The sequence below is a fragment of the Amycolatopsis mongoliensis genome (genome assembly GCF_030285665.1).
Lineage (GTDB): Bacteria > Actinomycetota > Actinomycetes > Mycobacteriales > Pseudonocardiaceae > Amycolatopsis > Amycolatopsis mongoliensis.
The window spans coordinates 7502805-7528738 of sequence record NZ_CP127295.1; the positions used below are offsets into that span (position 1 = coordinate 7502805).

The window sequence follows — 25934 nt, forward strand, 5'->3', positions numbered from 1 at the left end:
GAACCGGAGACGGCCGTGCCGGACCGCGGCACCTGGCGCCGCGGCCGGGTCATCGCGGTGTTTTCCGCGCTGACCGCGCTCCTGCTGCTCGCGCACTCGCTGGTGCCCAACTGGGTGGGCAACGCCGGCAGCCTGCTGGAGACGTTCCTGCCGTGGACCGGCCTGCTCGTGCTGCCGCTGCTCGTGGCGGCACTGGTCCGGCGGTCGGCGCTCGCGCTCGTTTCGCTGCTGCTGCCGGCGCTGGTCTGGGGCGGGTTCTTCGGCGGCAAGCTGGTCGACCGGACGGAAGCCGGGGGCGACCTGAGGATCGTGTCGCACAACGTCAACGACGAGAACCCGGACCCGGCCGGCACCGCACGCGCGCTCGCTGCCTCCGGTGCGCAGGTGATCGCCTTGGAGGAGCTGAAGAAGTCCGAGGTCCCGAAGTACGAGGACGCGCTCGCCGCCGGCTATCCGCACCATTCGGTGCAGGGGACGGTCGGGGTCTGGAGCACGTTCCCGTTGCGCGACACCCGCCCGGTGGCGATCATGCCGTGGACCCGCGCCCTGCGGACCACAGTGGACACTCCGAAGGGCCCGGTGGCGGTCTTCGTGGCCCACCTGCCGTCGGTGCGGGTCCGGCTCGACTCGGGCTTCACGGCGAACGGCCGCGACGAAGCGATCGGCCTGCTGGCCGACGCGCTGGCGGGGGAACCGTCGGCGCGCACGGTCCTGGTCGGCGACTTCAACGGCACGGCCGACGACCGGGCTCTGGCGCCCATCGCCGCGCGGATGCGCTCGGCGCAGGACGAGGCGGGGGACGGGTTCGGGTTCAGCTGGCCGGCCGGGCTGCCGATGGCCCGGATCGACCAGGTCTTCGTGGCGGGGGTGCGGCCGGTGGCGTCGTGGACGTTGCCCGCGACGGGCAGCGACCACCTCCCGGTGGCGGCTTCGCTCGCGCTCTGACGCCCGGCTGGGTGTAGTGAATGACTCATTCCTGTCGTCAGGCGACAGGAATGAGTCATTCACTACGGCACCGAACATGCCCCTTGAACACCATGGTGCCGGCATCCGGTGAACAACCAACAACCTTTGCCGCAGGTCGGGCCACGAAGCCACGCGCCCCGGGCCCGCCGGCGCACGTGACGAGACCGTTACGCACCCCGGTCTTGACCCCATCGGTGTTATCGCTAACACTGACTCCTCGCCGTCACCGGAATGGGTGACGGGGACCACGTCGAAGCGGACGAAAGGGGACGCCGGTGGCCGAACGACCTCGCTCCGGCGGCCCCGCCAGGGTGACCGCCGCCGGCACGCGGCAGCCCAGCCTGACCGACGTCGCCGGCGTGGCGGGCGTGTCGCACATGACCGTCTCTCGGGTCATCAACGGGACCGGTCCGGTGCGCCCCGAAACCCGCGCCCGGGTGCTCGCCGCCATCGAAGAGCTGGGCTACCGCCCGAACTCCGCGGCCCGCGCGCTCGTCACCGGACGCACCGGCACGCTCGGTGTCGTCGCGCTCGAGTCCAACCTCTACGGCCCGGCCAGCACGCTCTACGGGATCGAGAACGCCGCCCGCGAAGCCGGGTACGCGATCACGATCTCCAGCGTCAGCCGTCCGGGCCGGTCGTCGATCGCCGACGCGGTGGAGAACCTCCGCCGCCAGGCCGTCGAGGGCATCATCGTCATCGCCCCGCACGTCACCGCGGGCCGCGCCCTGGAAGCCGCGCCGGCGGACTTCCCGGTCGTGGCCGTCGGGGGCGGCGAGGCCGCGCCGGTCCCGGTGATCTCCGTCGACCAGCGCGACGGCGCGCGCCGCGCCACCGAGCACCTCCTGGCCCTGGGACACCGCACGGTCTGGCACGTCGCCGGGCCGGAGGACTGGCTGGAGGCCCGCGACCGCGAGCTCGGCTGGCGGGAGACCCTGGAACGGCACGGCGTGACCGTGCCGCGGGTGATCCGCGGCGACTGGAGCTCGCGCTCCGGCTACGAGGCGGGGCGATCCCTCGCCCGGGAACGCGACCTCGACGCCGTCTTCGCCGGCAACGACCAGATGGCGCTCGGCCTGCTCCGCGCGTTCGCCGAGGCCGGCGTCTCGGTGCCGCGGGACGTGCGCGTCGCGGGCTTCGACGACGTACCCGAGGCGGCGTACTTCACGCCGCCGCTGACCACGGTGCGCCAGGACTTCATCGAAGTCGGCCGGCGCACGTTCGGCCTGCTCACCCAGCGGATGGACGGGGGCGACCGGCACGCTCGCGCCCTGGTCGTGCCCGAACTGATCGTGCGCGAGAGCACCGGGCCGCGTTAGCGCCCCACGCGCGCCAGGCCCGGGAAGACCAGCTCCGAATGTTAACGCTAACAACAATGATCACCGTCGATCGAGGAGTGAACGTGCTGAAGAAGCGATGGGCCGCCGCGGCGGCCGCGGCGGCCGGACTCGTGCTGCTCACCGCCTGCGGGAGTGGTGGTTCCTCCGGCGGCTCCGGCGGGGCGATCACGCTCGGGTTCGCCCAGGTGGGCGCCGAGAGCGGGTGGCGGACGGCCAACACCAAGTCGATCCAGGACTCGGCGAAGACCGCCGGGATCGAGCTCAAGTTCTCCGACGCGCAGCAGAAGCAGGAGAACCAGATCTCCGCGATCCGCTCCTACATCCAGCAGAAGGTCAAGGTCATCGCCTTCTCGCCGGTGGTGGAGTCCGGCTGGGACACCGTGCTCAAGGAGGCCAAGACGGCCAACATCCCGGTGATCCTCACCGACCGCGCGATCGACTCGCCGGACAAGTCGCTCTACAAGACCTTCCTCGGCTCGGACTTCATCGCCGAGGGCAAGAAGGCGGGGGAGTGGCTGACCAAGGAGTTCGGCAGCGCCACCGGCCAGGTCAACATCGTCGAACTGCAGGGCACCACCGGTTCGGCGCCGGCGAACGACCGCAAGAAGGGCTTCGCGGACGTCATCGCGGCGGACCCGAAGTACAAGATCGTCGCCTCGCAGACCGGTGAGTTCACCCGCGCCAAGGGCAAGGAGGTCATGGAGGCCTTCCTCAAGTCCCAGCCCAAGATCGACGTCCTCTACGCGCACAACGACGACATGGCGCTCGGCGCCATCGAGGCGATCGAAGCCGCGGGCAAGGTCCCGGGCAAGGACATCAAGATCGTCTCGGTCGACGGCGTGAAGGACGCGCTGCAGGCACTGGCCGACGGCAAGATCAACCACGTCGTCGAGTGCAACCCGCTGCTCGGCCCGCAGCTGATGGACCTGGTGAAGAAGGTCGCCGCCGGTGAGCAGGTGCCGGCGCGCATCGAAACCCAGGAGACCGAGTTCGACCAGGCGTCGGCGAAGGCCGCTTTGCCGCAGCGCCAGTACTGACCGTCCCGCCGGTCGTGAGTGTTCAGGGCGGTTAGAACCGCCCTGAACACTCACGACCCCACCGCCACCCCGGAGCACGCAATGCCTGAACCGCAGCCCATGGTGCGGATGAGCGGTATCCGCAAGGAGTTTCCCGGCGTCCTCGCACTGGACGACGTCGCCTTCCGGATGTACCCCGGCGAAGTCCACGCCCTGATGGGCGAGAACGGCGCCGGGAAGTCCACCCTCATCAAGGTGCTGACCGGTGTGTACGGGGTGGACGCGGGCACGATCGAGCTGAACGGCGAGCCGGTCGCCTTCAGCGGCCCCGGCTCGGCCCAGCAGGCCGGTATCAGCACGGTCTACCAGGAGGTCAACCTCTGCCCGAACCTGTCGGTGGCGGAGAACGTCTGCCTCGGCCGGGAACCCCGCCGCTTCGGCCGCATCCAGTGGGGCCCGATGCGGCGGCGGGCCGAGGAGCTGCTGGCGCGGCTGGACGTCCACGTGGACGTCTCGGCCGAGCTGAGCACCTGCTCGATCGCCGTCCAGCAGCTCGTCGCGATCGCCCGCGCCCTCGACGTCGACGCGCGGGTCCTGGTGCTCGACGAGCCGACGTCCAGCCTGGACGCCGGCGAGGTCGAGCAGCTGATGAAGGTCGTGCGGTCGCTGCGGGAGCAGGGGCTGGCGATCCTGTTCGTCTCCCACTTCATCGACCAGGTCTTCGCCGTCGCCGACCGGATGACCGTGCTGCGCAACGGAAAGCTGATCGGCGAGTACCGCACGGCCGACATCACGCCGGTCGAGCTGGTCACGAAGATGATCGGCAAGGAGCTCCAGGTCCTCGAGGACCTGGGGGACTCCGGGCCGACCCGGGCCGAGGTCGCCGGCGCGCCGGTGCTGCTGGCCGCCGAAGACCTCGGCCGCAAGGGCGGCGTCGAGCCGTTCAGCCTCGACATCCACGCCGGCGAGGTCGTCGGGCTGGCCGGCCTGCTCGGCTCCGGGCGCACCGAGCTCGCCCGGCTGCTCTTCGGCGCCGACCACGCCGACAGCGGGTCCGTGAGCGTCGACGGCGAGGTCACCGCCCTGCGCACCCCGCGGGCCGGGCTCGACCACCGGATCGCGTTCTGCTCGGAGAACCGCAAGACCGAAGGCCTGGTGGAGGACCTGACCGTCCGGGAGAACATCGTGCTCGCACTCCAGGCCTCCCGGGGCTGGACGCGGCCGCTGTCCCGCCGCCGCCAGGACGAAATCGCCGAGAAGTACATCAAGGCCCTCGACATCCGGCCCACCGACCCCGAGGCGCTGGTCGGTCACCTCTCCGGCGGCAACCAGCAGAAGGTGCTGCTGGCCCGCTGGCTCATCACCGAGCCGCGGCTGCTCATCCTCGACGAGCCGACCCGCGGCATCGACATCGGCGCCAAGACCGAGATCCAGCGGCTGGTCACCCAGCTCTCGGCCGACGGGATGGCCGTCGTGTACATCTCCGCCGAGCTGGAGGAAGTGCTCCGGCTGAGCCACCGCGTCGTGGTGCTGCGCGACCGGAAAGTGGTGGCGAAGCGCGAAAACCAGGGACTCACCGCGGACGACGTCATGGCCACGATGGCCGAGGGGGTGCAGGCATGACACGCCTGGCGAGCTTGACCAGGAACCGGCTCTTCTGGCCCGTGGTGGCGTTGCTGGCGCTGTTGCTGGGCGACCTCGTCGCGAGCCCTTCGTTCTTCTCGATCGAGCTGCGGGACGGGCACCTCTACGGCAACCTCGTCGACATCCTGAAGAACGGCGCCCCGCTGATCCTCATCGCGATCGGCATGACGCTCGTCATCGCCACCCGCGGCATCGACCTCTCGGTGGGCGCGGTCGTCGCGATCAGCGGCTCGCTCGCCTGCCTGTGGATCGCCGACCACCCCGACGGCGTGGGCGCCACGCTCGTCGCGGTCGGGCTGGCGCTGGGGCTGTCCCTGGTGCTCGGGGTGTGGAACGGCTGGCTCGTCGCCGCGCTGGGCATCCAGCCGATCATCGCCACGCTCATCCTCATGGTCGCCGGCCGCGGGATCGCGCAGCTGATCAGCGGCGGGCAGATCATCACCATCAACTCCGCGCCGTACGAGTGGATCGGCAGCGGGTTCGTGCTGACCCTGCCGAGCGCGATCCTCATCGCGCTGGCGGTGTTCGTGCTCGCTTCGCTGCTGGTCCGCCGCTCCGCCCTCGGCATGCTCGTGGAGGCCGTCGGCGGCAACCCCGAGGCCAGCAGGCTGGCCGGGCTCCGCTCGGCGCGGCTGACCTGGCTCGTCTACGTCTTCTGCGGGCTGTGCGCGGGCATCGCCGGGCTGATGATCAGCGCGAACGTGCACAGCGCCGACGCCAACCACGCCGGGCTGTTCATCGAACTGGACGCGATCCTCGCCGTCGTCGTCGGCGGCACCCAGCTGACCGGCGGCCGGTTCTCCCTCGGCGGCTCGGTGATCGGCGCGCTGCTCATCCAGACGCTGACCACCACCGTCTACGCCCTCGGCATCCCGCCCGAGGCGATCATGCTGTTCAAGGCCGTGGTCGTGCTGGCGGTGTGCCTGCTGCAGTCGCCCGCGTTCCGCCGCAAGCTCCGGCGGCGCCACCGGGCCCGTCCGGTTCCCCCGGCGACGGCGCCGGCTCCCGAAAAGGTGGAGGTCGGGGCATGACCACGCTCACCCGCATCAAGGGCTACCGGCCGCAGCAGCGGCACCTCCCGATCCTCGCCACGATGGCGCTGCTCGTCGGGGCGTACATCTTCGGCGCGTCCAGCTACGAGGCGTTCGGGTCGGGGCAGGTCGTGCTCGACCTGTTCATCAACAACGCCTTCCTGCTCGTGGTCGCGGTCGGAATGACGTTCGTGATCCTCACCGGCGGCATCGACCTGTCCGTCGGCTCGGTGGTCGCGCTGTCCACAGTGGTCTCGGGCGACCTGCTGCAGAAGCACGGCTGGCCCGCGTACGCGGCGATCGCGGTGGTGCTGGTGATCGGGGCGCTGCTCGGCGCCGGGATGGGCGCGCTCATCCACTTCTTCGAGATCCAGCCGTTCATCGCGACGCTGATCGGGATGTTCTTCGCCCGCGGGCTCTGCTACACGATCAGCACGGAGGCGTACTCGATCGACAACCCGACGATCGCGACGCTCGCCCAGACGCAGATCCCGCTCGGTGGCGAGCTGCACATCTCGATCAGCGTGGTCGCCGCCCTGGTCGTCGTCGCCGTCGCGGCCTACGTGCTCGCCTTCACGCGGTTCGGGCGCACGGTCTACTCGATCGGCGGCAACGCGCAGTCCGCGATGCTGATGGGCCTCAAGACCGGCCGCACGAAGATCGCGGTGTACACGATCAGCGGCTTCTGCTCGGCCCTCGGCGGGCTGCTGCTGGTGCTGTACAAGTCTTCCGGCGACCCGCTCAACGGGGTGGGCCTGGAGCTGACCGCGATCGCCGCGGTGGTCATCGGCGGCACCATCCTCACCGGCGGCTCCGGCTACGTGCTGGGCACCGTGCTCGGGATCATGGTGCTGGGCATCATCCAGACGCTGATCACCTTCGACGGCACCCTCAACTCCTGGTGGACCTCGATCATCACCGGCGCCCTCCTGTTCGTCTTCATCGTCCTGCAACGCCTCGTGACCCGACGGACCCGCTGACTGTGAGCGTTCACACTCGAAGGAGAGTCATGCTCCGCAGAATCCGGCGCCCCCTGGCCGTGCTCGCGGCTCTGACCCTGTTCTCCGCCCTGCCCGTCACGGCCGCGGTGGCCGACCCCGACCCGGCGCCGGCCGGACACTGGACGTTCGACGACGGCAGCGGCACGACGGCCGCCGACAGCGCGGGCGAGCACCCCGCCACCCTGAACTCCGGCGCGGGCTGGGGCCCCGGCATCCGCGGCGGCGCCCTGACCACCGACGGCACGAGCGGCTTCGCCGACGCCGGCGCGCCCGTGCTCGACACCACCAAGAGCTTCTCCGTCAGCAGCTGGGTCAAGCTCGGCAAGACGGCCGGCTACCAGACGTTCGTGAGCGTCGACGGGAACCAGGTCAGCAACTTCTTCCTGCAGTTCCGCGACGACTCGCGCCGGTTCGCCTTCACCCGCCTCGCCGGGGACGCGCCCGCCGACGGCGTCGTCGCCTCGGCGGACTTCGATCCCGTCGTGAACCAGTGGTACCAGCTGACCGGCGTGTTCGACTCCGCCGCGGCCACGCTGACCCTCTACGTCGACGGCACCCGCCAGGCGACCGTCGCCGCGCCCGCCGGCTGGGCCGGGACCGGCCACCTGGTGATCGGCCGCGGCAAGTACGGCGGCAACCCGGTGGACTACGTCGACGGCTCGATCGACGACGTCCGCGCCTACAGCGGCGCGCTGACCGCCGCCGACGCCGCCCGCCTCGCCATCGCCGGGCACTGGACCCTCGACGAAGGCACCGGCACGACCGCGGCCGACGACTCCCTCGACGCGCGCACCGCGACCCTCACCGGCGGCGCCACCTGGGGCGACGGCGTCGTCGGCCCGAACGGGGTCGCGCTCGACGGCACCGACGCGGCAGTCGAGGCCTCGGCACCGGTCGTCGACACCGCCCAGAGCTTCTCGGTGTCCGCGTGGGTCAAGCCGACCGCGGCCACCGGCTTCCGGACGGCCGTCAGCGTCGACGGGGCCGCGATCAGCGGCTTCTACCTCCAGCGCGGCGCCGACGGCCGGTTCGCCTTCACCCGCCGCGCTTCCGACGGCGACTCGGCGTCGTCGGCCGCCGTCTCGACGCTGCCCGCGCAGGCCGACCAGTGGCAGCACCTCGTCGGCGTCTACAACCGCGCGGCCGGCACGCTTTCGCTGTACGTCAACGGAACCCTGCAGCAGAGCGTCCCGTTCACCACGCCGTGGACCGCGGGCGGGCACCTGGTCATCGGGCGCGGCAAGTGGGCGGGCAGCCCGGCCGACTGGTTCGCCGGGGGCATCGACGACGTCCGCGCGTACCCGACGCCCTTGACCGCGTCCGCGGCCGCCGCACTGGCCGCGAGCGGGTCGTGGCACTTCGACGAGGGCACCGGCACCGTCGCGCACGACGCCTCGGCGAACGCCGCCGACGGCACGCTGAAGGGCGCGACCTGGACCGCCGGCGCGGCGGGCAAGGCCGTCCAGCTCGACGGCAAGTCCACCGTGGACATGGGCGCCTCGCCCGCGTTCGACACCGGCACCGGCTCGCTGTCCCTGGCCGCCTGGTTCCGCACGAGCGCGGACGGCACGCTCGTGGACCACGGTGCCGGTTACGCGCTCGGCGTCGCCGGCGGCAAGCTCTCCGCCCGCGTCGGCACGATCCAGGTCACCACCACCGGGGGCGGGCTCGCCGACGGCGCCTGGCACCACGCCGCCGTCGTCCTCGACCGCGCTTCGCAGCGGCTCACCGTCTACGCCGACGGCGACGCGGCCGCGGTCACCAGCACCTGCGGCACCCCCACGGGCACCACCCTGGACGTGTCCGCCTGCCCGGCCTCCGGCACCGCCGCGGCGCCGTTCACCGTGGGATCCGGGTTCACCGGCGCGGTCGACGAGGTCGAGCTGCGCCGCTTCCCGCTCACCGCGGACCGGATCGGCACCCTCGCCGGGGCGAACCAGCTCGCGGTCGACGCGAACGTCGTGCGCGCCAACACCCGGCCGACGACGTACGGCTCGATCCTCGAGGACATCAGTCACTCCGTCGAAGGCGGGCTGTACGCCGAGCTCGTCCGCAACCGCACCTTCAAGGAGGCCTACCAGCGCGGCAGCGGCGCGGGCGACACCCCGGTCCCGTACTGGTCGCTGCTCACCTCGCCGGGCGCGACGGGCACGTACGCGATCGACACCACGACCCCGCTCAACACCGCGCTCGACCGTTCGCTGAAGCTGCACGCCGACACGGTCCCGGCCGGCGGCCGGCTCGCGGCCGCGAACGTCGGCTTCTACGGCGTCGCCGCGAAGCCGTCGACCAAGTACACCGGCAGCTTCTTCGCCCGCGGCACGTGGACCGGCGCGGTCCGGGTCAGCCTGGAGAAGCCGGACGGCACCGTGCTGGCGAGCAAGGACGTCCAGCCCGTCGGCGCGAGCTGGGCGCAGCAGACGTTCAGCTTCACCACGCCGTCGACGATCGCCGCGTCCACCGACAACCGGATCGTCGTGTCGCTGGTGAACAAGGGGAAGAAGGCGCTCGCCGGGGACGCCTGGTTCCAGCAGGTCTCCCTGTTCCCGCCGACGTTCAAGAACCGTGCCAACGGCGTCCGCGCCGATCTCGGGCAGAAGCTCGCGGCGATGAAGCTCGGGCTGTTCCGCGTCCCCGGCGGCAACTACCTCGAGGGCAACACCCTCGACACGCGGTTCGCCTGGAAGAACACCGTCGGCCCGCTCGACCAGCGGCCGGGCCACCAGAACACCGCGTGGGGCTACTGGTCCACCGACGGCTTCGGCATCCTCGACTACCTGAAGCTCGCCGAGGACATCGGCGCCCAGCCGCTGCTCGCGCTGTTCGCCGGCTACACCCTCAACGGCCAGCACGTCAGCCAGGCCGACTACCCGCAGTACGTCCAGGAAGCCCTCGACGAGATCGAGTACGCCATCGGCGACGCCTCGACGACGTGGGGCGCGAAGCGGATCGCCGACGGGCACCCCGCACCGTTCGACCTGCACTACGTCGAGGTCGGCAACGAGGACTGGTTCGACGGCTCCGGCTCGTACGCCTGGCGCTTCACCGACATGTCCAACGCCGTCAAGGCGAAGTACCCGCAGCTGACGGTCATCGCGACGACCGGCGGCCTGCAGGGCGGAGCCGCGTCGAGCACACCGACCGGGGTGCGCCCGGACGCCGCGGACGACCACTACTACCAGTCGCCGCAGTGGTTCACCGACAACTCGACGCGGTACGACACCGCGGACCGGTCCGGCCCGGACATCCTGGTCGGCGAGTACGGCGCCCAGGACGGCCGGCCCACCGGCACCCTGGCCGCCGCCATCGGCGAGGCCGCGTTCCTCACCGGGCTGGAACGCAACAGCGACATCGTGATCGGCTCGATGTACGCGCCGGTGCTGGTGCACGAGGGCCAGCCCAACTGGCCGGTCAACCTGATCGGCCTGGACGCCGGGAGCAGCTACGGCTCGCCGTCGTACTGGGTGCAGCAGATGTTCTCCAGCACGCTCGGCAAGCAGATCGTGAGCAGCCGCCTCAACCAGGGCAGCCCGCTGCGGCAGGTGGTCAACGTGACCACCAAGGCGGGGAAGAAGACGTTCACGGTCAAGCTCGTCAACCCGACCGGGCAGGTGCAGACCGCGCGCCTGGCGCTCACCGGCGTCACCGCGGTCGACGGCACCGGGACGCTCACCACGCTCACCGGCGACCCGGCGGGGCGCAACAGCCTCGCCGCGCCGACCGCGATCGTGCCGCAGACCAGGGAGATCACCGGGCTGGCGGCGACGTCGAAGCTGACGCTGCCCGCCGGCTCCGTGACGACGCTCGTCATCACCGGCCGCTAGAACCCCGGGGCGCGGCGCGTCCACCGCCGCCCGCGCCGCGCCCCGGTCACCACACAGGAGGGAGAGGACACCGTGGCAGAACCACTCACCGTCGGCGTCGACTTCGGCACGCTGTCGGGCCGCGCGGTGGTCGTGCGGGTCCGCGATGGCGCGGAACTCGGCAGCGCCGTGTTCGAGTACCCGCACGGCGTGCTCGACGAGACGCTGCCCGCCACCGGCCGCGCGCTGCCGCCGGACTGGGCGCTGCAGGTGCCCGCGGACTACGTCGGGGTGCTGCGCAACGCCGTACCGGCGGCGCTGCGGGACGCGGGCGCCGACCCGCGCGACGTCGTCGGCATCGCGACCGACTTCACCGCGTGCACGATGGTCCCGGTCACCGCCGACGGGACGCCGCTGTGCGAGCTGCCGGAGTTCGAAGGCACCCCGCACGCGTACGTGAAGCTGTGGAAGCACCACTCGGCCCAGCCGCAAGCCGACCGCATCAACGAGCTGGCCCGCACCCGCGGCGAGAAGTGGCTGCCGCGTTACGGCGGGCTGATCTCGTCGGAGTGGGAGTTCGCCAAGGGACTCGAAGTCTTCGAGGAGGCCCCGGACGTCTACGCGGCGATGCGGCACTGGGTCGAGGCGGCCGACTGGATCGTCTGGCAGCTGGCCGGGGTGTACGTCCGCAACGCGTGCACGGCCGGGTACAAGGGCATCCTGCAGGACGGCCAGTACCCGAGCCGCGACTTCCTCCGCGAGCTGGCGCCGGGCTTCGAGTCCTTCGTCGCCGACAAGCTCGAACACCCCCTGGGCGAACTGGGTTCCCGCGCCGGGGGTCTCACCGCCGAGGCCTCCGCCTGGACCGGGCTGCCCGAGGGCATCGCGGTCGCCGTCGGCAACGTCGACGCGCACGTCACCGCGCCCGCCGCGAACGCCGTCGAGCCCGGTCAGATGGTCGCGATCATGGGCACCTCGACGTGCCACGTGATGAACGGCGCCGAGTTGCACGAGGTCCCCGGCATGTGCGGGGTCGTCGACGGCGGGATCGTGCCCGGGCTCTGGGGGTACGAGGCCGGGCAGAGCGGCGTGGGCGACATCTTCGGCTGGTTCGTCGAGCACTTCGCGCACGACGGCCACGAGCAGCTCACCCGGCTCGCCGCGCAGCAGGAGATCGGCGAGCACGGCCTGGTCGCCCTGGACTGGCACAGCGGCAACCGCTCGGTGCTGGTCGACCACGAGCTGTCCGGCGTGATCGTCGGGCAGACCCTGGCCACCCGCGCCGAGGACGTCTACCGCGCGCTGCTGGAGGCCACGGCGTTCGGCACCCGGAAGATCGTCGAGACCTTCGGCGAGGCCGGCGTCCCGGTCACCGAGTTGATCATCGCGGGCGGGCTGGTGAAGAACGCCCTGCTGATGCAGATCTACGCCGACGTCACCAACCTCCCGCTGTCGGTGATCGGGTCCGGGCAGGGGCCCGCGCTCGGGTCGGCCATCCACGCGGCCGTCGCCGCCGGGGCGTACCCGGACGTCCGCACGGCCGCCGCGGCCATGGGCTCGGTCGAACGAGCGGTCTACCGGCCGGTGCCCGCGCACGTCGCCGCCTACGACGAGCTGTATGCGGAGTACACGACGCTGCACGACTACTTCGGCCGTGGCGCCAACGATGTCATGCACCGCCTCGCGGCCCGTCGCCGTGCGGTCGCGAAAGGACGGTCCTGATGTCCCTGACCGGCGAAGTCCTCGACACCGTCGCCGAACTGCGGGAGACCGTGGCGAACCTGCACGGCGAGCTGACCCGCAACGCGCTGGTCATCTGGACCGCGGGCAACGTCTCGGCCCGGGTACCCGGGCGCGAGCTGATGGTCATCAAGCCGTCGGGCGTGTCCTACGACGACCTGTCCGCCGACACGATGGTCGTCACCGACCTGCACGGTGAGCTGGTCGAAGGCGAGCTCGCGCCGTCGTCCGACACCGCCGCGCACGCCTACGTCTACCGGCACATGCCCGAGATCGGCGGCGTCGTCCACACGCACTCGACGTACGCCACGGCGTGGGCCGCGCGCGGTGAGCCGATCCCGTGCGTGCTCACGATGATCGCCGACGAGTTCGGCGGCGAGGTCCCGGTCGGGCCGTTCGCCCTGATCGGCGACGACTCCATCGGCCGGGGCATCGTCGAGACGCTGCGCGCGAGCCGGTCGCCGGCCGTGCTGATGCGCAACCACGGCCCGTTCACCGTCGGCCGCACCGCGCGCGACGCCGTCAAGGCCGCGGTGATGGTCGAGGACGTGGCCCGCACCGTGCACAAGGCCTTCGAGCTGGGCACGCCCGAACCCCTGCCGCCCGAGGACGTCGACCGGCTCTACGCCCGGTACCAGAACGTCTACGGCCAGCACTGATACCGAGGAGAACGATGACCCGCGCGTCGAAACCCCAGCTCTGGTTCCTCACCGGGAGCCAGGCCCTCTACGGCGAGGAGACCCTCGAGCAGGTCGCCGGCCAGTCCCTGCGCATCCAGCAGCTCCTGGCCGCCTCCGGCGGGCTCCCGGCCGAAATCGTCGGCAAACCGGTGCTGACCGAAGCTTCGTCCATCCGGCGAGTCCTGCAGGAGGCCAACGCCGACGCCGCCTGCGTCGGCGTCATCGCGTGGATGCACACCTTCTCGCCCGCGAAGATGTGGATCACCGGCCTGGACGCGCTGCGCAAGCCGCTGCTGCACCTGCACACCCAGCTCAACGAAGCACTGCCGTGGTCCACCATCGACATGGACTTCATGAACCTCAACCAGGCCGCGCACGGCGACCGCGAGTTCGGGTTCGTCCAGACCCGCCTCGGCGTCCCGCGCAAGACCGTCGCCGGGCACGTGTCCGACCCGGTCGTCGTCGCGCGGATCGACGCGTGGGCGCGCGCGGCGATCGGCGCCGACCACCTGCGCAATCTCCGGCTGGCCCGGTTCGGCGACAACATGCGCGACGTCGCGGTCACCGAGGGGGACAAGGTCGAGGCCGAGCTGCGGTTCGGCGTCTCGGTGAACACCTACGGCGTCAACGACCTGGTCGAGCTCGTGGACCAGGTGTCCGATGTGGATTCCTTGGTGGCTCGGTACGCCGAGGACTACGACGTCGTCCCGGAGCTGGCCGCCGGGGGAGCGCGGCACGAGTCACTCCAGTACGCGGCGAAGATCGAAGCCGGGCTGCGGAAGTTCCTCACCGACGGCGGGTTCGGCGCCTTCACCACGAACTTCGAGGACCTCGGCGGCCTGCGGCAGCTGCCCGGCCTCGCCGTGCAGCGGCTGATGGCCGACGGCTACGGCTTCGGCGGCGAGGGCGATTGGAAGACGTCGGCGCTGCTCGCCGCGGTCAAGGCGATGGGCGTCGGCCAGGACCGCGGCACGTCGTTCATGGAGGACTACACCTACCACTTCGGGCCGGGCACGCCGAAGATCCTCGGCGCGCACATGCTGGAGGTCTGCCCCAGCATCGCCGCGGCGAAGCCGTCGTGCGAGATCCACCCGCTCGGCATCGGCGGCCGCGAGGACCCGGTCCGGCTCGTGTTCGACGCCAAGCCCGGCCCCGGCGTCACCCTCGGCCTGGTCGACCTCGGCGACCGGTTCCGGCTGGTGGCCAACGAGATCGAGGTCGTCGAGCCGGACGAGCCGCTGCCGAACCTGCCGGTGGCGCGGGCGGTGTGGGAGCCGTCGCCGTCGCTGGCGACGTCCGCGGAGTCGTGGATCACCGCGGGCGGCCCGCACCACACCGTGCTCACCCAGGCCGTGGGCACCGAAACCCTTCGCGACTTCGCGCACCTCCTCGGCGTCGAGCTGCTGGTGATCGACCGGGACACCACGCCGCACGACTTCGCCGACCGCATCCGCTGGAACCAGGCGTATCACCGCCTGGCCGTCGGTTTCTGACACAGGCTTCTGAGAAAGGAAGAAGGAACAATGAAGTTCACCAGAACACTCGCGGGGGTCGCCGCCTCGGCACTTGTACTCACGCTCTCGGCGTGCGGCTCGAGCCAGAAGACCGCGGACCAGGCGGCCCCGTCCGGCGCGAGCGCCGCAGGGGGCCTGGTCGGCGTCACCATGCCGACGAAGTCGTCGGAACGGTGGATCCACGACGGCGACAACATCAAGTCGGCGCTGGAGAAGCTCGGGTACAAGGTCGACCTGCAGTACGCCGAGAACGACATCCCCACCCAGGTGAACCAGATCGAGAACCAGATCACCAAGGGCGCCAAGCTCCTGGTCATCGCCTCGATCGACGGCACCGCCATCACCACCCAGCTGCAGGAGGCGGCCGACCGCAAGATCCCGGTCATCGCCTACGACCGGCTGATCCGCAACTCGCCCAACGTCGACTACTACGCGACCTTCGACAACTTCAAGGTCGGCGTCGAGCAGGCCAACTCCCTGGTCAAGGGCCTGGGCGACGGGCCGGGGCCGTTCAACGTCGAGCTGTTCGCCGGTTCGCCGGACGACAACAACGCGACCTTCTTCTTCAACGGCGCGATGTCCGTGCTGAAGCCGCTGATGGACAGCGGCAAACTGGTGGTCAAGAGCGGGCAGACCGACTTCGCCCGCGCGGCCATCCTGCGCTGGGACCCGGCCACCGCGCAGCGGCGCATGGAGGACCTGCTCACCAAGACCTACACCGGTGGTGCGAAGGTCGCGGGCGTGCTTTCGCCCTACGACGGCCTGTCGATCGGCATCCTCTCGGCGCTGAAGAGCAACGGCTACGGCACCGCCGGCCAGCCGTACCCGATCGTCACCGGGCAGGACGCCGAGGTCGCCTCGGTCAAGTCCATCATCGCCGGTGAGCAGTACTCGACGGTCTTCAAGGACACCCGCATCCTCGCCGACACCACGGTGAAGATGGCCGACGCGGTGCTCAAGGGCGGCAAGCCCGAGGTCAACAACACGAAGGACTACGACAACGGCAAGAAGGTCGTCCCGTCGTACCTGCTGCAGCCGGTCACCGTGGACAAGGCCAACTACCAGAAGGAGCTCGTCGACTCCGGCTACTACACGGCAGGTCAGCTGAAATGACCGAACTGCTCGGCATGCGCGGGATCACCAAGACCTTCCCCGGGGTCAAGGCGCTGTCGGACGTCACGCTTTCCGTGCGCCGCGGGGAGATCCACGCGATCTGCGGGGAAAACGGCGCCGGGAAGTCCACCCTGATGAAGGTGCTCTCGGGCGTCTACCCCCACGGGACCTACGACGGCGAGATCCACTTCGACGGGCAGCGGTGCGAGTTCGGGTCGGTGCGCGACAGCGAACGGCGCGGGATCGTGATCATCCACCAGGAGCTCGCGCTGTGCGGCCAGCTGTCGATCGCGGAGAACATCTTCCTCGGCAACGAACGCGGCAAGCGGGGCTGGATCGACTGGAACCGCACCAACCACGAGGCCGGCGCGCTGCTCGAGCGCGTCGGCCTCGCCGAAAACCCGGTGACGCCGGTGCACGAGCTCGGCGTCGGCAAGCAGCAGCTGGTCGAGATCGCCAAGGCACTGTCCAAGGAGGTCCGGCTGCTGATCCTCGACGAGCCCACCGCGGCGCTCAACGACGAGGACTCGGCCCACCTGCTGGAGCTGCTGCGCGGGCTGCGCGAGGACGGCGTGACGTGCGTGATCATCTCGCACAAGCTCGGCGAGGTGACGGCGATCGCCGACACCGTCACGATCCTGCGGGACGGCAAGACCATCGAGACGCTCGACGCGGCCGGGCTGACCGAGGAGCGGATCATCACCGGCATGGTCGGCCGCGACCTCGAGCACCGGTTCCCGCCCCGGGACCCGGACATCGGCGAAGAGGTGCTGCGGATCGAGGACTGGACCGTGCACAGCCCCACCCAGGCCGGCCGGGTCGTCGTCGACCACGCGTCGCTTTCGCTGCGGCGCGGGGAGATCGTCGGGCTCGCCGGCCTGATGGGCGCGGGCCGGACCGAGCTCGCGATGAGCGTGTTCGGCCGGTCCTACGGCAAGGACATCTCCGGGCGGATCCTCAAGCACGGGAAGGAGATCGACGTCCGGTCGGTGCGCGACGCCGTCCGTCACGGCATCGCCTACGCCACCGAGGACCGGAAGCGCTACGGGCTCAACCTGATCGAGGACATCCAGCGCAACGTGTCCGCGGCCGGGCTGGGCAAGCTGGCCAAGCACGGCTGGGTGGACGAGAACGCCGAGCACGACACGGCCGCCCGGTTCCGCCGCGACCTCTCGATCAAGGCGCCGACCGTGCGCAGCGTGACCGGGAAGCTCTCCGGCGGCAACCAGCAGAAGGTCGTGCTGGCGAAGTGGATCTTCACCGATCCGGACGTGCTGATCCTCGACGAGCCGACCCGCGGCATCGACGTCGGCGCGAAGTTCGAGATCTACACGATCATCAACTCCCTCGCCGCGCAGGGGAAGGCCGTGCTGGTCATCTCCTCCGAACTGCCGGAGCTGCTCGGGCTCTGCGACCGGATCTACGCGCTGTCGGCGGGACGGATCACCGGCGAAGCGACCCGCGAACAAGCCACCCAGGAACTGCTCATGCAGTACATGACCAAGGAACGGGAATGACCACGACCGAAGCGCGGCCCGCCGCGCCCCCGGCCGAGCGCTCCGCCCGGCGGATCTCGATCAACCCGCGCCAGAGCGGCATCTACGTGGCGTTCGCGCTGATCGTGGTGCTGTTCGAGGTGCTCACCGGCGGCGCGCTGCTGGAACCGCAGAACATCTCCAACATCATCGTGCAGAACAGCTACGTGCTGATCCTGGCGATCGGGATGATCCTGGTGATCATCTCCGGCCACATCGACCTGTCCGCCGGGTCGGTCGTGGCGATGACCGGCGCGGTGTCGGCGGTGCTGATGGTGAACTGGCAGCTGCCGTGGTTCTGGGCGGTGCTGATCACCCTCGTCGTCGGCGCGGTGATCGGCGCGTGGCAGGGCTACTGGGTCGCCTACTTCGGGATCCCGGCGTTCATCGTGACGCTGGCCGGCATGCTGGCGTTCCGGGCCCTGACCCTGACCGTGCTGGGCAACCAGGGCATCGGCCCGTTCCCGGACGCGATCCGCACGCTGTCCAACGGCTTCACCGACGGCTACCTGGGCAACATCGGCCTCGGCCCGCTCGGCGGCGCCGACCTGGTGTCGCTGCTCGCCGGCGTCGCCGCGGTGGCCGGGATCGCGCTCACCCAGTGGCGCAAGCGCTCGGCGCGCCTGGGCTACGGCCAGGACGTCGACCCGTTCCCGGTGTTCGTGCTGAAGATCGCCGGGATCGCGGTGCTCGTGCTCGCCCTGGTGGTGCAGCTGGCGCGGTTCAAGAACCTGCCGTGGGTGCTGATCCTGCTGACCGTGCTGGTGCTCGGCTATTCGCTGGTGGCCGGGAAGTCGGTGTTCGGCCGGCACATCTACGCCGTGGGCGGCAACCTGCAGGCCGCGACCCTGTCCGGGGTCAAGGTCAAGTCGGTGACGTTCTGGATCTTCGTCAACATGGGCGTGCTGGCGGCCCTCGCCGGGATCATCTTCGCGGGGCGGCTCAACCAGGCCGGTCCGACGGCCGGCGTGAACTTCGAGCTGGACGCGATCGCGGCGGCGTTCATCGGCGGCGCGGCGGTCCAGGGCGGCGTGGGCAAGGTGGTCGGCGCGATCACCGGTGGCCTGATCATGGCGGTGATCAACAACGGGATGTCGCTGATCGGCGCACCGAGTGAGCGGGTGATGCTGGTGAAGGGCGTCGTGCTGCTGGCGGCCGTGGCGTACGACATCTGGACGAAACGCCGCGCGGCTTCCTGAGTCCCGCGTCGAAAGGGGCTTTCCCGTTCGACGGGAAAGCCCCTTTCTTTTTCGAAGTTCTCGAAGTGCTTGACCAGGTGGTAACAGGACGTACATAGTGCTGGTGAATCCCTCACCCGTGGAGGACGTCCCCATGCACAAAGTCGTGCGTTCCCTTGTGGTTTCCTTGACCGTGGCCGCTTCCGTGGCCACTTCGGCAGGCGTGGCAACGGCCGCGACCTGGTCGTCTTCGGACAAATGGGCGACCTGGTCCAACGGCGGTTACACCGTCCGCAACGACGTCTGGGGCAGTGGTGCCGGCCCGCAGACCATCTGGGCGAATTCGTATTCCAACTGGGGTGTCTGGTCGGATCAGCCGAACACGGGCGGCGTGAAGTCGTACCCGCATTCGGCGAAGAACGTCGGCAAGAAGCTCAGCGCGCTGGGAAAGGTGTCGAGCAGCTTCTCGGTCAACCGCCCGGGCAGTGGCGCGTACGAGACCGCGTACGACATCTGGGCGGACAACAACGCCTACGAAACCATGCTGTGGATGAACAAGCAGGGCGCGGTCGGCCCCCTCGGCAGCAAGCAGACGACCGCGACGGTCGGCGGCCACACGTGGGACGTCTACAAGGGATCGAACGGCTCGAACGCGGTGTTCTCGTTCGTCCGGACGTCGAACACCAACGCGGGCACGGTCGACGTGCTGGCGGTGCTGAACTGGATCCGCGCCCGCGGCTGGTTCGGTGATGTGACGCTCGGCGAAGTCCAGTTCGGCTTCGAGATCACCTCGTCCGCCGGTGGACTGGACTTCACCGCGAACAGCTACTCCGTCACCACGTCCTGACCCGGAAGGCCGTGAATGTCACATTGAGGGACGCCAAGTCCCTCAATGTGACATTCACGGCCTTTGCTACTGGTTGCAGCGCTTGCCGGTGTTGATGCAGTTGACCACCTGGTTCATCAGCCGCTGGCCCATGACGTTGGCGAAGTCGTCGTGGTCCGAGCGCGGGTTGTGGTTCTCCTGCGGGAAGGCGTCCACTTTGTACTGTCCCTTGACCTGGATGTCGTGCGGGATGTCGTAGACCAGCTTGATCACCAGCTGCGGCACGTTCTTGAAGCCCTGCGGGCACTTGCCCTGCCGGTCGGCGAACACGATGTGCGTGCGGTGGTTCGCGCTGTCGATGTTCTTGCCGTCCCAGCAGTTCGGGAACGCGTGGATCCGCTCGACCCGGCTGCCCTGCGGGCAGATCGGGTAGTGGTCGGTCAGCCGGTCCTCGAAGCCGGTGCACGTCCAGCTCGGCCGGGCGTTGGCCGGGCCGTTGGTGCTCTGCTTGGCGTCGCCGTAGAGGATGCGGAGGAACTGCGGCATCGCGACGACCTTGCTCGCGCCGCCGCTGGTGAACGTGATCGTCGCGGACCGGACCCGCTGGATCTCGCCGTCGTTGCCGGCCAGCTCGTTCTTGTCGTTGACGCCGGGCAGTTCCGCGGGCTGGCCGGTGCTGTTCTGGCCGCCGTTGTCGAGCCCGCCCTGGCCGCCCTGCTTGAGCACGCAGGCCGCGAGCCCGCCCAGGTTCGTCGGCTTCGCCGCCCGGCGGCCGATGGCGATGGCGATCCGGTCGATCGTCGCGGCGCGCTTGTCCTTCAGCGGGCCCACGACGGCGTTCTGGATGTCCTGCGGGGTCTTCAGGTCGCCGTTCGCGATCCGCTGGTTGGCCTCGTCGATCTGCTTGTCGAGCAGGTCGAGGTTGCGGTTCACCTCGTCCATGGCCTGGTCGGGGACGTCGGGGAGCTTGCTCGCGACGTCCGGGCAGTCGACCTGGGCGCTCGCCTTGTCCTTCGCGCTGCCGGCGCGGTCGGGCTGCGTGGCGGGCGGGTTCTTCTCCTCGTCGCCGGTGTCGATCCGGACGACGGGCCAGAAGTAGGCGGACTTGTCGCCGTTGCGGCAGGTGGTGCCGGCTTTGGCGAGGCTCTTGTTGTTGGAGTCGGCGTTGGTGGAGAGGTTGCCGACGTAGTCGTGCAGGTGCTGGGCGCCGTTGCGGATGCCGGGTTGGGCGATGAAGTTGTCGGGGTTGAAGTGCTGGTTTTCGTTGCGCCCGCAGTCCACGGTGAACGTGCCGCGCGCGCCCTTCTGCTGCAACGCTTTGTTCACGTTAACACCGCTGGGGACCTTCGCGATGTCGATGAAGAACGACGGGTCGGCGGGGTCGGCGCTGGCCTCGCCGGTGCGTCCGGCCGTGGTCGCGACGACGATGCCGCCGACGGCGAGCGCGAGGGCGATGCCGCCGGTCGCGATCTTCGTGCGGCGGGTGATGCGATGTCTGCCCGTGGCGGGGGATCGGGATGGTTTCCGGGCCATGTTCACCTCGTTCGGTTTTCCGGGCACGCCGAAGACAGCTGCGTGCCCGGGGGAGACGCGCGGAACCCGGGGGAGTGCCACCGCGGCCGCGGAGGTCGGGGACCGCGGGCGGTTTCACTGGTTCCGGCACTGGCTGAAACGGCCGGGGGAAGAGGCCGGTTCACCGCTTCGAGCCCGCGTTATCGTTTCGTTATTTATGGAAAGTGAAGGAAGTTCACGTCCGTCGGTGTGATCGTTAACATCTCGGTCATGGCGGTGGACGACGCAGGTCCCGAAGGTCCCGTCCGCGCGCGGATCGACCAGCGCCGCGGGACGCTCGGCGTGATCGTGACGGGAACCGCGTCGGGGCCGGTGCTGAACGGCCTGCGCGCGGCCGCGCGCGAACACGGGTACGTCCTCGTCGTCTTCAGCGCGCCGGGGCACGGCCGGTCCGCGGTGCCGGCCGCGGTGGCCGGCCTGCGGCTGCAGGGCGTGGCGGGGATCGTCCTGCTCGACCCGCACCTCGCCGCCGATCTGCCGCCGGTCACCGGGGTCCCGCTCGTCCCGGCCGCCTCCGCCGACCAGTACGAAGGCGCGCGAAGGGCCACCGAGCACCTCCTCGAGCTCGGTCACCCGACGGTCTGGCACGTCGGCGGCCCCGAGGAGGGGGCGATCGCCCGCGCCCGCGAACGCGGCTGGCGCGAAACCCTCGAGCGGCACGGCGCCGAGGTGCCGCCGGTGGTCCGCGGCGACTGGTCGGCCCGCTCCGGCTACCGGGCCGGGCAGTCCCTCGCCGTCGAGGCGGGGGTGTGCGCGGTGTTCACCGCCAACGACCACATGGCGCTGGGGCTCTTGGCGGCGTTCACCGAAGCGGGGATGCGGGTCCCGCGCGACGCCCACGTCGTCGGCTTCGACGACGTCCCCGAGGCGGCCTACTACGCGCCCCCGCTGACGACGGTCCGGCAGGACTTCGTCGCCGCGGGCCGCCGGACGCTGGCGGTGCTCGTCGCCCGGATCGACGGCCTCACGGCGCCGGGGGACGGGGCGGTCCAGGCCGAGCTGGTGGTGCGGGAAAGCAGCCGTCCGACCCGGTCGTGACCCGCTACCCTGGGCGGATGGCGCGCACCTGGGGGACTTCGCCGGCCTTCGACGCGGCGCTGGCGGAGGTGGCGCGCCGGGCCGGGGAGTTCACCCGGCGGCGGCACGTGCCGCGCGACGCCATCGACAAGTTCCGCCTCGCCGGCTTCTACCGCGCGACCACGCCGAAGTGCTTCGGCGGCGACGCGCGGCCGCCCGCGGAGTTCCTCCGGATGGTCGAGCGGATGTCCGAAGTGGACGGATCGGCCGGCTGGGTCGCGAGCTTCGGCTCGTCGGGCGTCTACCTCGCGGCGCTGCCGCCCGAGACGCAGGAGCTGCTCTACGCCGACGGCCCGGACCTCGTCTTCGCCGGCGCGCTCTTCCCCGTGCAGCCGGCCGAGGAGGTGCCGGGCGGGTTCCGCGTCCGCGGGCAGTGGCGCCTGGCCAGCGGCTGCCTCGCCGCCGACTACCTCGGCGTCGGGATCGGCACGGGCGGCACGGGCCGGCCGCGCACCGCCGTCCTGCCGGCGGCGCGCGCCGAGGTCGTCGAGACCTGGGACGCGGTCGGGATGCGCGGCACCGGCAGCCACGACCTGCGGGTGGACGACGTCGTCGTGCCGGCGGAGTGGACGTTCGTCCGCGGCGGCGGCGCGACGATCGACGAGCCGCTCTACCGCTACCCGGCGCTCGCCTACGCCTCCCAGGTGCTCGCGGTGGTCAACCTCGGCATCGCGCGCGCCGCGCTGAACCACGTGACCGGGTTCGGCGCGGGCCGCGCCGGGCTCACCGGCGGCCCCGTGCTCGCCGATCGCGCGTACGCCAGGATCGCCCTCGCGAAGGCCGAGGCGGACCTCCGTTCGGTGCGCGCGTTCTTCTACGAGGTCACCGAAGAAGCCTGGCAGATGGCCGTGACGGGCACGCCGGGACCGGAGCAGGTGAGCCTGCTCCGGCTGGCGGCGGCGCACGCGGCCCGCGTGGGCTTCGACGTGGTGCGGGCGGCCTACACGCTGGGCGGCTCGGCGGCGATCGAGGCGGACCACCCGCTGCAACGGCACCTGCGCGACGCGGCGGTGGTGCCGCAGCACGCCTTCCTGACCGAGGCGATGTACGACGCGGCGGGCGCGGTTTTCCTGGGGGCGCAGCCCTTTCCGGGGTACCTCTAGAGCGTCAGGCGGTCGCCGAGCTCGCGGACGTGGCCGGCGTCGCCGCAGCCGAGGTCCAGCTGGCGCCGGCGCTCCGCCACGAACGCCCGGCCCAGTCCCGTGCGGTCCGATGTGGACATCGTGCGGCGCAGGTCGTTCAGCAGCCCGCGTTCCTCGCCGCGGACGTGCGCGTCCACGACGTTCTCCAAGCGCAGCAACGCCTTTTCGAAATCCTCGGCTTCGAGGACGGCCAGCAGGTCGTCGGCGAACGGGTCTCCGGGGGAGTCCGGGCGGACGATCCGCTCGGTCGCCGTCGCGTGGGCGACCAGGAGGGCCGCCAGCTCCGCGACCAGGGCCGGGCGGTCGGCCTCGGCGTTGCGCAGGTCGCGCAACAGCTGCTCGAACCGGCGGTGGTCGGCCAGCAGCACCTCGACCAGGTCGGACCCGGGCGCGGCCGCAGCCGCGCCCGGGCGCATCCAGCCGAACGTCAGCTCCACCGCCTGGCGCCAGTGCGCGTACTCGGAGTCGCGGCGGGCCGGGTCCATCGCCGGCAGCCACTGCCCGGCCCGGTGCCAGTTGCGCCGCAGTCCTTCCAGGTCCGGCCAGTAGCCGACGGACAGTCCCGCCGCGTACGCCGCGCCGAGTGACACCGTCTCGGCGACCATCGGGCGGACCACCGGCACGTCGAGGACGTCGGCGACGAACTGCATCAGCAGGTTGTCGGCGGTCATCCCGCCGTCCACCTTCAGCGTCTTCAGGGCGAGGCCCGAGTCGGCGTTCATCGCGTCGACGACCTCGCGGGTCTGCCAGCCGCTCGCCTCCAGCACCGCCCGCGCCAGGTGGCCCTTGGTGATGTACGACGTCAGCCCGGCGATCACCCCGCGGGCCTCGCTGTGCCAGTGCGGCGCGAACAGCCCGGAGAACGCCGGCACGATGTAGCAGCCGCCGTTGTCCTCGACCGTCCGGGCGAGCGTCTCGATCTCGGGCGCGCTGCCGATGAGTTCGAGGCCGTCGCGGAACCACTGCACCAGCGACCCGGTGACGGCGATGGACCCTTCGAGGGCGTACACCGCCGGCTCGTCGCCGATCTTGAAGCCGACCGTGGTGAGCATGCCGTGGGTGGAGAGCACCGGCGTCGAGCCGGTGTTGAGCAGCAGGAAGCTGCCGGTGCCGTACGTGCACTTCGCCTCGCCGGGGGCGAAGCAGGTCTGGCCGAACAGCGCCGCCTGCTGGTCGCCGAGCGCCGCCGCGATCCGGATCCCGGGCACGACGCGGCTGGTGGTGCCGTAGACCTCGGTCGAGGACCGGATCTCCGGCAGCATCGCGCGCGGGACGTCGAAGAAGTCGAGGAGCTCGTCGTCCCAGCTGAGGGTGCGCAGGTTCATCAGCATGGTGCGCGAGGCGTTGGTGACGTCGGTGATGTGCACACCGCCCTCGGCGCCGCCGGTGAGGTTCCAGATCAGCCAGCTCTCGATGGTGCCGAAGAGGACGTCGCCGCGTTCGGCGCGGTCACGCAGGCCGGGCGTGCGTTCGAGCAGCCAGCGGACGCGCGGCGCGGAGAAGTACGTCGCCAGCGGGAGCCCGCACAGCTGCCGGACGCGGTCGGCGCCCGGCTCGCGGGCCAGCTGTTCGAGCATGGCGTCGGTGCGGGTGTCCTGCCAGACGATCGCCCGCCCGATCGGGTTGCCGGTGTGCCGGTCCCACAGGACGGTGGTCTCGCGCTGGTTGGCGATCCCGAGGCCGACGACCTGCTCCGCGGTGGCGCCGGCGTCGGCCAGGGCCTGGGGCACGATCCGCGAGAGGTTCCGCCAGATCTCGACGGCGTCGTGCTCGACCCAGCCGGGCCGCGGGAAGTGCTGCTGGTGTTCGCGCTGCACGACCGAGACGAGCCGGCCGCGCGCGTCGAACAGGATGCACCGGGTGGAGGTGGTGCCCTGGTCGATGGACATCACGTAGCGCTGGACCACGGTCCTCCCTTCACCATCGGGACGCACCCAGGTCACGCGAAACCGCGCGGGCCGCGTCGCGGACGTGACCCAGCAGGCGGGCGTTCGGGCTGCCGTCCGGTTCGCACACCCGGTCGGCGGGGCCCGACACGCCGATCGCGCCCACCACGATGCCGCCGTGGCCGCGGATCGGGGCCGCGATCCCCGCCTCGCCGGAGATCATCTCGCCGTTGTCCACCGCCCAGCCCGCTTCGCGCACCTTCCCGCAGGCGCGCTTGATCGCGGTCTGGGTGACCAGGGTCCGGCGGGTGTAGGCCTCGGGCTCGCCGGTGCGCAACGATGCCACGAGAGTCGTGTCGTAGGCCAGCAGGACTTTCCCCAAGGCGGTCGCGTGCAGCGGCAGCAGGGTGCCGACGTCCAGGGTCTGCAGGCTGTCGTCCGGCCGGAACACGTGGTGCACGACCAGCACGCGGCCCTCCAGCGGCGCGCCGATCCGGACGGCCTCGCCGCTGCGTGCGGCCAGCGCGTCCGCCCAGTTGATCGCGCGGGACCGCAGCTCGTTGACGTCGAGGTAGCTCGTGCCCAGGTGCAACAGCGCCGCTCCGAGCTGGTACTTGCCCGAATCGCGGTCCTGCTCGACGAACCCGACGCCCTGCAGCGTGCGCAGGATCCCGTGCGCGGTGCCCTTGGCCAGCTCGAGCGACTCGGCGATCTCGCCGACGCCCAGCCGGCCCGAGCCGCGCGCCAGCAAGCGCAGGATCGCGGCGGCGCGTTCGATGGACTGGATCGGACCGGGCACGGCGCGACCCTAACCCGACCGGCCCTGATTCGACAATGTCGAACATCCACTCCGGTCGTTCGACAATGCCG

20 protein-coding genes are annotated in these 25934 nt (G+C 70.9%); 17 read left to right on the plus strand and 3 right to left on the minus strand.

The genetic code is table 11. The features are described 5' to 3' along the window. The first annotated feature begins 15 nt into the window (after positions 1-15). From QRX60_RS36145 to QRX60_RS36210, 14 genes are all read left to right on the plus strand, one after another. The gene (locus QRX60_RS36145) at positions 16-945 is read left to right on the plus strand and encodes an endonuclease/exonuclease/phosphatase family protein (RefSeq protein WP_408630288.1); all 930 of its coding nucleotides are present in this window, start codon (positions 16-18) and stop codon (positions 943-945) included. 296 nt (positions 946-1241) lie between these two features. Next, positions 1242-2285: a LacI family DNA-binding transcriptional regulator gene (locus QRX60_RS36150; RefSeq protein ID WP_285995930.1), complete on the plus strand. Its 1044-nt coding sequence runs from the start codon at positions 1242-1244 to the stop codon at positions 2283-2285. Positions 2286-2341: 56 nt separating this feature from the next. Continuing rightward, positions 2342-3343, plus strand: a complete 1002-nt coding sequence (locus QRX60_RS36155) for an ABC transporter substrate-binding protein (RefSeq protein WP_408630162.1) — start codon at positions 2342-2344, stop codon at positions 3341-3343. A gap of 99 nt (positions 3344-3442) precedes the next feature. Beyond that, entirely contained in the window at positions 3443-4945 is a 1503-nt protein-coding gene (locus tag QRX60_RS36160; RefSeq protein WP_286003776.1) for a sugar ABC transporter ATP-binding protein, read from the plus strand. Next, the gene (locus tag QRX60_RS36165) at positions 4942-5997 is read left to right on the plus strand and encodes an ABC transporter permease (RefSeq protein WP_285995931.1); all 1056 of its coding nucleotides are present in this window, start codon (positions 4942-4944) and stop codon (positions 5995-5997) included. Before QRX60_RS36160 ends, QRX60_RS36165 begins: the two co-directional genes overlap by 4 nt. Continuing rightward, positions 5994-6977, plus strand: a complete 984-nt coding sequence (yjfF, locus tag QRX60_RS36170) for a galactofuranose ABC transporter, permease protein YjfF (RefSeq protein ID WP_285995932.1) — start codon at positions 5994-5996, stop codon at positions 6975-6977. Before QRX60_RS36165 ends, yjfF begins: the two co-directional genes overlap by 4 nt. A gap of 29 nt (positions 6978-7006) precedes the next feature. Next, positions 7007-10822: a LamG-like jellyroll fold domain-containing protein gene (locus QRX60_RS36175; RefSeq protein ID WP_285995933.1), complete on the plus strand. Its 3816-nt coding sequence runs from the start codon at positions 7007-7009 to the stop codon at positions 10820-10822. Between the two features lie 72 nt (positions 10823-10894). Then, complete coding sequence (gene araB / locus QRX60_RS36180) at positions 10895-12523, plus strand: ribulokinase (RefSeq protein ID WP_285995934.1); 1629 nt, start codon at positions 10895-10897, stop codon at positions 12521-12523. Next, a complete protein-coding gene (locus QRX60_RS36185; protein ID WP_285995935.1) occupies positions 12523-13200 on the plus strand; it encodes an L-ribulose-5-phosphate 4-epimerase in 678 nt (225 codons plus the stop codon). Before araB ends, QRX60_RS36185 begins: the two co-directional genes overlap by 1 nt. A 14-nt stretch (positions 13201-13214) precedes the next feature. Then, a complete protein-coding gene (araA, locus tag QRX60_RS36190) occupies positions 13215-14714 on the plus strand; it encodes an L-arabinose isomerase (RefSeq protein WP_285995936.1) in 1500 nt (499 codons plus the stop codon). A 30-nt stretch (positions 14715-14744) separates the two neighbouring features. Beyond that, positions 14745-15848 carry a multiple monosaccharide ABC transporter substrate-binding protein gene (chvE, locus tag QRX60_RS36195; RefSeq protein ID WP_285995937.1) on the plus strand — a complete coding sequence of 368 codons (1104 nt, stop codon included), beginning with the start codon at positions 14745-14747 and terminating at the stop codon, positions 15846-15848. Then, the gene (mmsA, locus tag QRX60_RS36200) at positions 15845-17365 is read left to right on the plus strand and encodes a multiple monosaccharide ABC transporter ATP-binding protein (RefSeq protein ID WP_285995938.1); all 1521 of its coding nucleotides are present in this window, start codon (positions 15845-15847) and stop codon (positions 17363-17365) included. Before chvE ends, mmsA begins: the two co-directional genes overlap by 4 nt. Further along, positions 17362-18582 (plus strand): multiple monosaccharide ABC transporter permease, encoded by a 1221-nt coding sequence (mmsB, locus tag QRX60_RS36205; protein ID WP_285995939.1) that lies wholly within the window; start codon positions 17362-17364, stop codon positions 18580-18582. Before mmsA ends, mmsB begins: the two co-directional genes overlap by 4 nt. 133 nt (positions 18583-18715) lie before the next feature. Then, positions 18716-19408: a glycoside hydrolase family 12 protein gene (locus QRX60_RS36210; RefSeq protein WP_285995940.1), complete on the plus strand. Its 693-nt coding sequence runs from the start codon at positions 18716-18718 to the stop codon at positions 19406-19408. 66 nt (positions 19409-19474) lie between these two features. On the opposite strand, the gene QRX60_RS36215 is transcribed toward QRX60_RS36210, so the two are convergent. Then, complete coding sequence (locus QRX60_RS36215) at positions 19475-20713, minus strand: DUF1996 domain-containing protein (RefSeq protein ID WP_285995941.1); 1239 nt, start codon at positions 20711-20713, stop codon at positions 19475-19477. Positions 20714-20738: 25 nt separating this feature from the next. On the opposite strand from QRX60_RS36215, the gene QRX60_RS36220 reads away from it, so the two are divergent. From QRX60_RS36220 to QRX60_RS36230, 3 genes are read left to right on the plus strand one after another with little or no spacing between them, the layout of a single operon-like run. Beyond that, positions 20739-21152 (plus strand): hypothetical protein, encoded by a 414-nt coding sequence (locus QRX60_RS36220; protein ID WP_285995942.1) that lies wholly within the window; start codon positions 20739-20741, stop codon positions 21150-21152. A gap of 17 nt (positions 21153-21169) precedes the next feature. Further along, positions 21170-21997: a substrate-binding domain-containing protein gene (locus QRX60_RS36225; RefSeq protein ID WP_285995943.1), complete on the plus strand. Its 828-nt coding sequence runs from the start codon at positions 21170-21172 to the stop codon at positions 21995-21997. A gap of 17 nt (positions 21998-22014) precedes the next feature. Further along, positions 22015-23139: an acyl-CoA dehydrogenase family protein gene (locus QRX60_RS36230; RefSeq protein ID WP_285995944.1), complete on the plus strand. Its 1125-nt coding sequence runs from the start codon at positions 22015-22017 to the stop codon at positions 23137-23139. Here QRX60_RS36230 and glpK read toward each other — a convergent pair. Continuing rightward, a complete protein-coding gene (glpK, locus tag QRX60_RS36235) occupies positions 23136-25085 on the minus strand; it encodes a glycerol kinase GlpK (protein ID WP_285995945.1) in 1950 nt (649 codons plus the stop codon). The two genes, QRX60_RS36230 and glpK, sit on opposite strands and share 4 nt — an antisense overlap. Positions 25086-25095: 10 nt before the next feature. Beyond that, complete coding sequence (locus QRX60_RS36240; RefSeq protein ID WP_285995946.1) at positions 25096-25863, minus strand: IclR family transcriptional regulator; 768 nt, start codon at positions 25861-25863, stop codon at positions 25096-25098. Positions 25864-25934 lie beyond the last annotated feature (71 nt).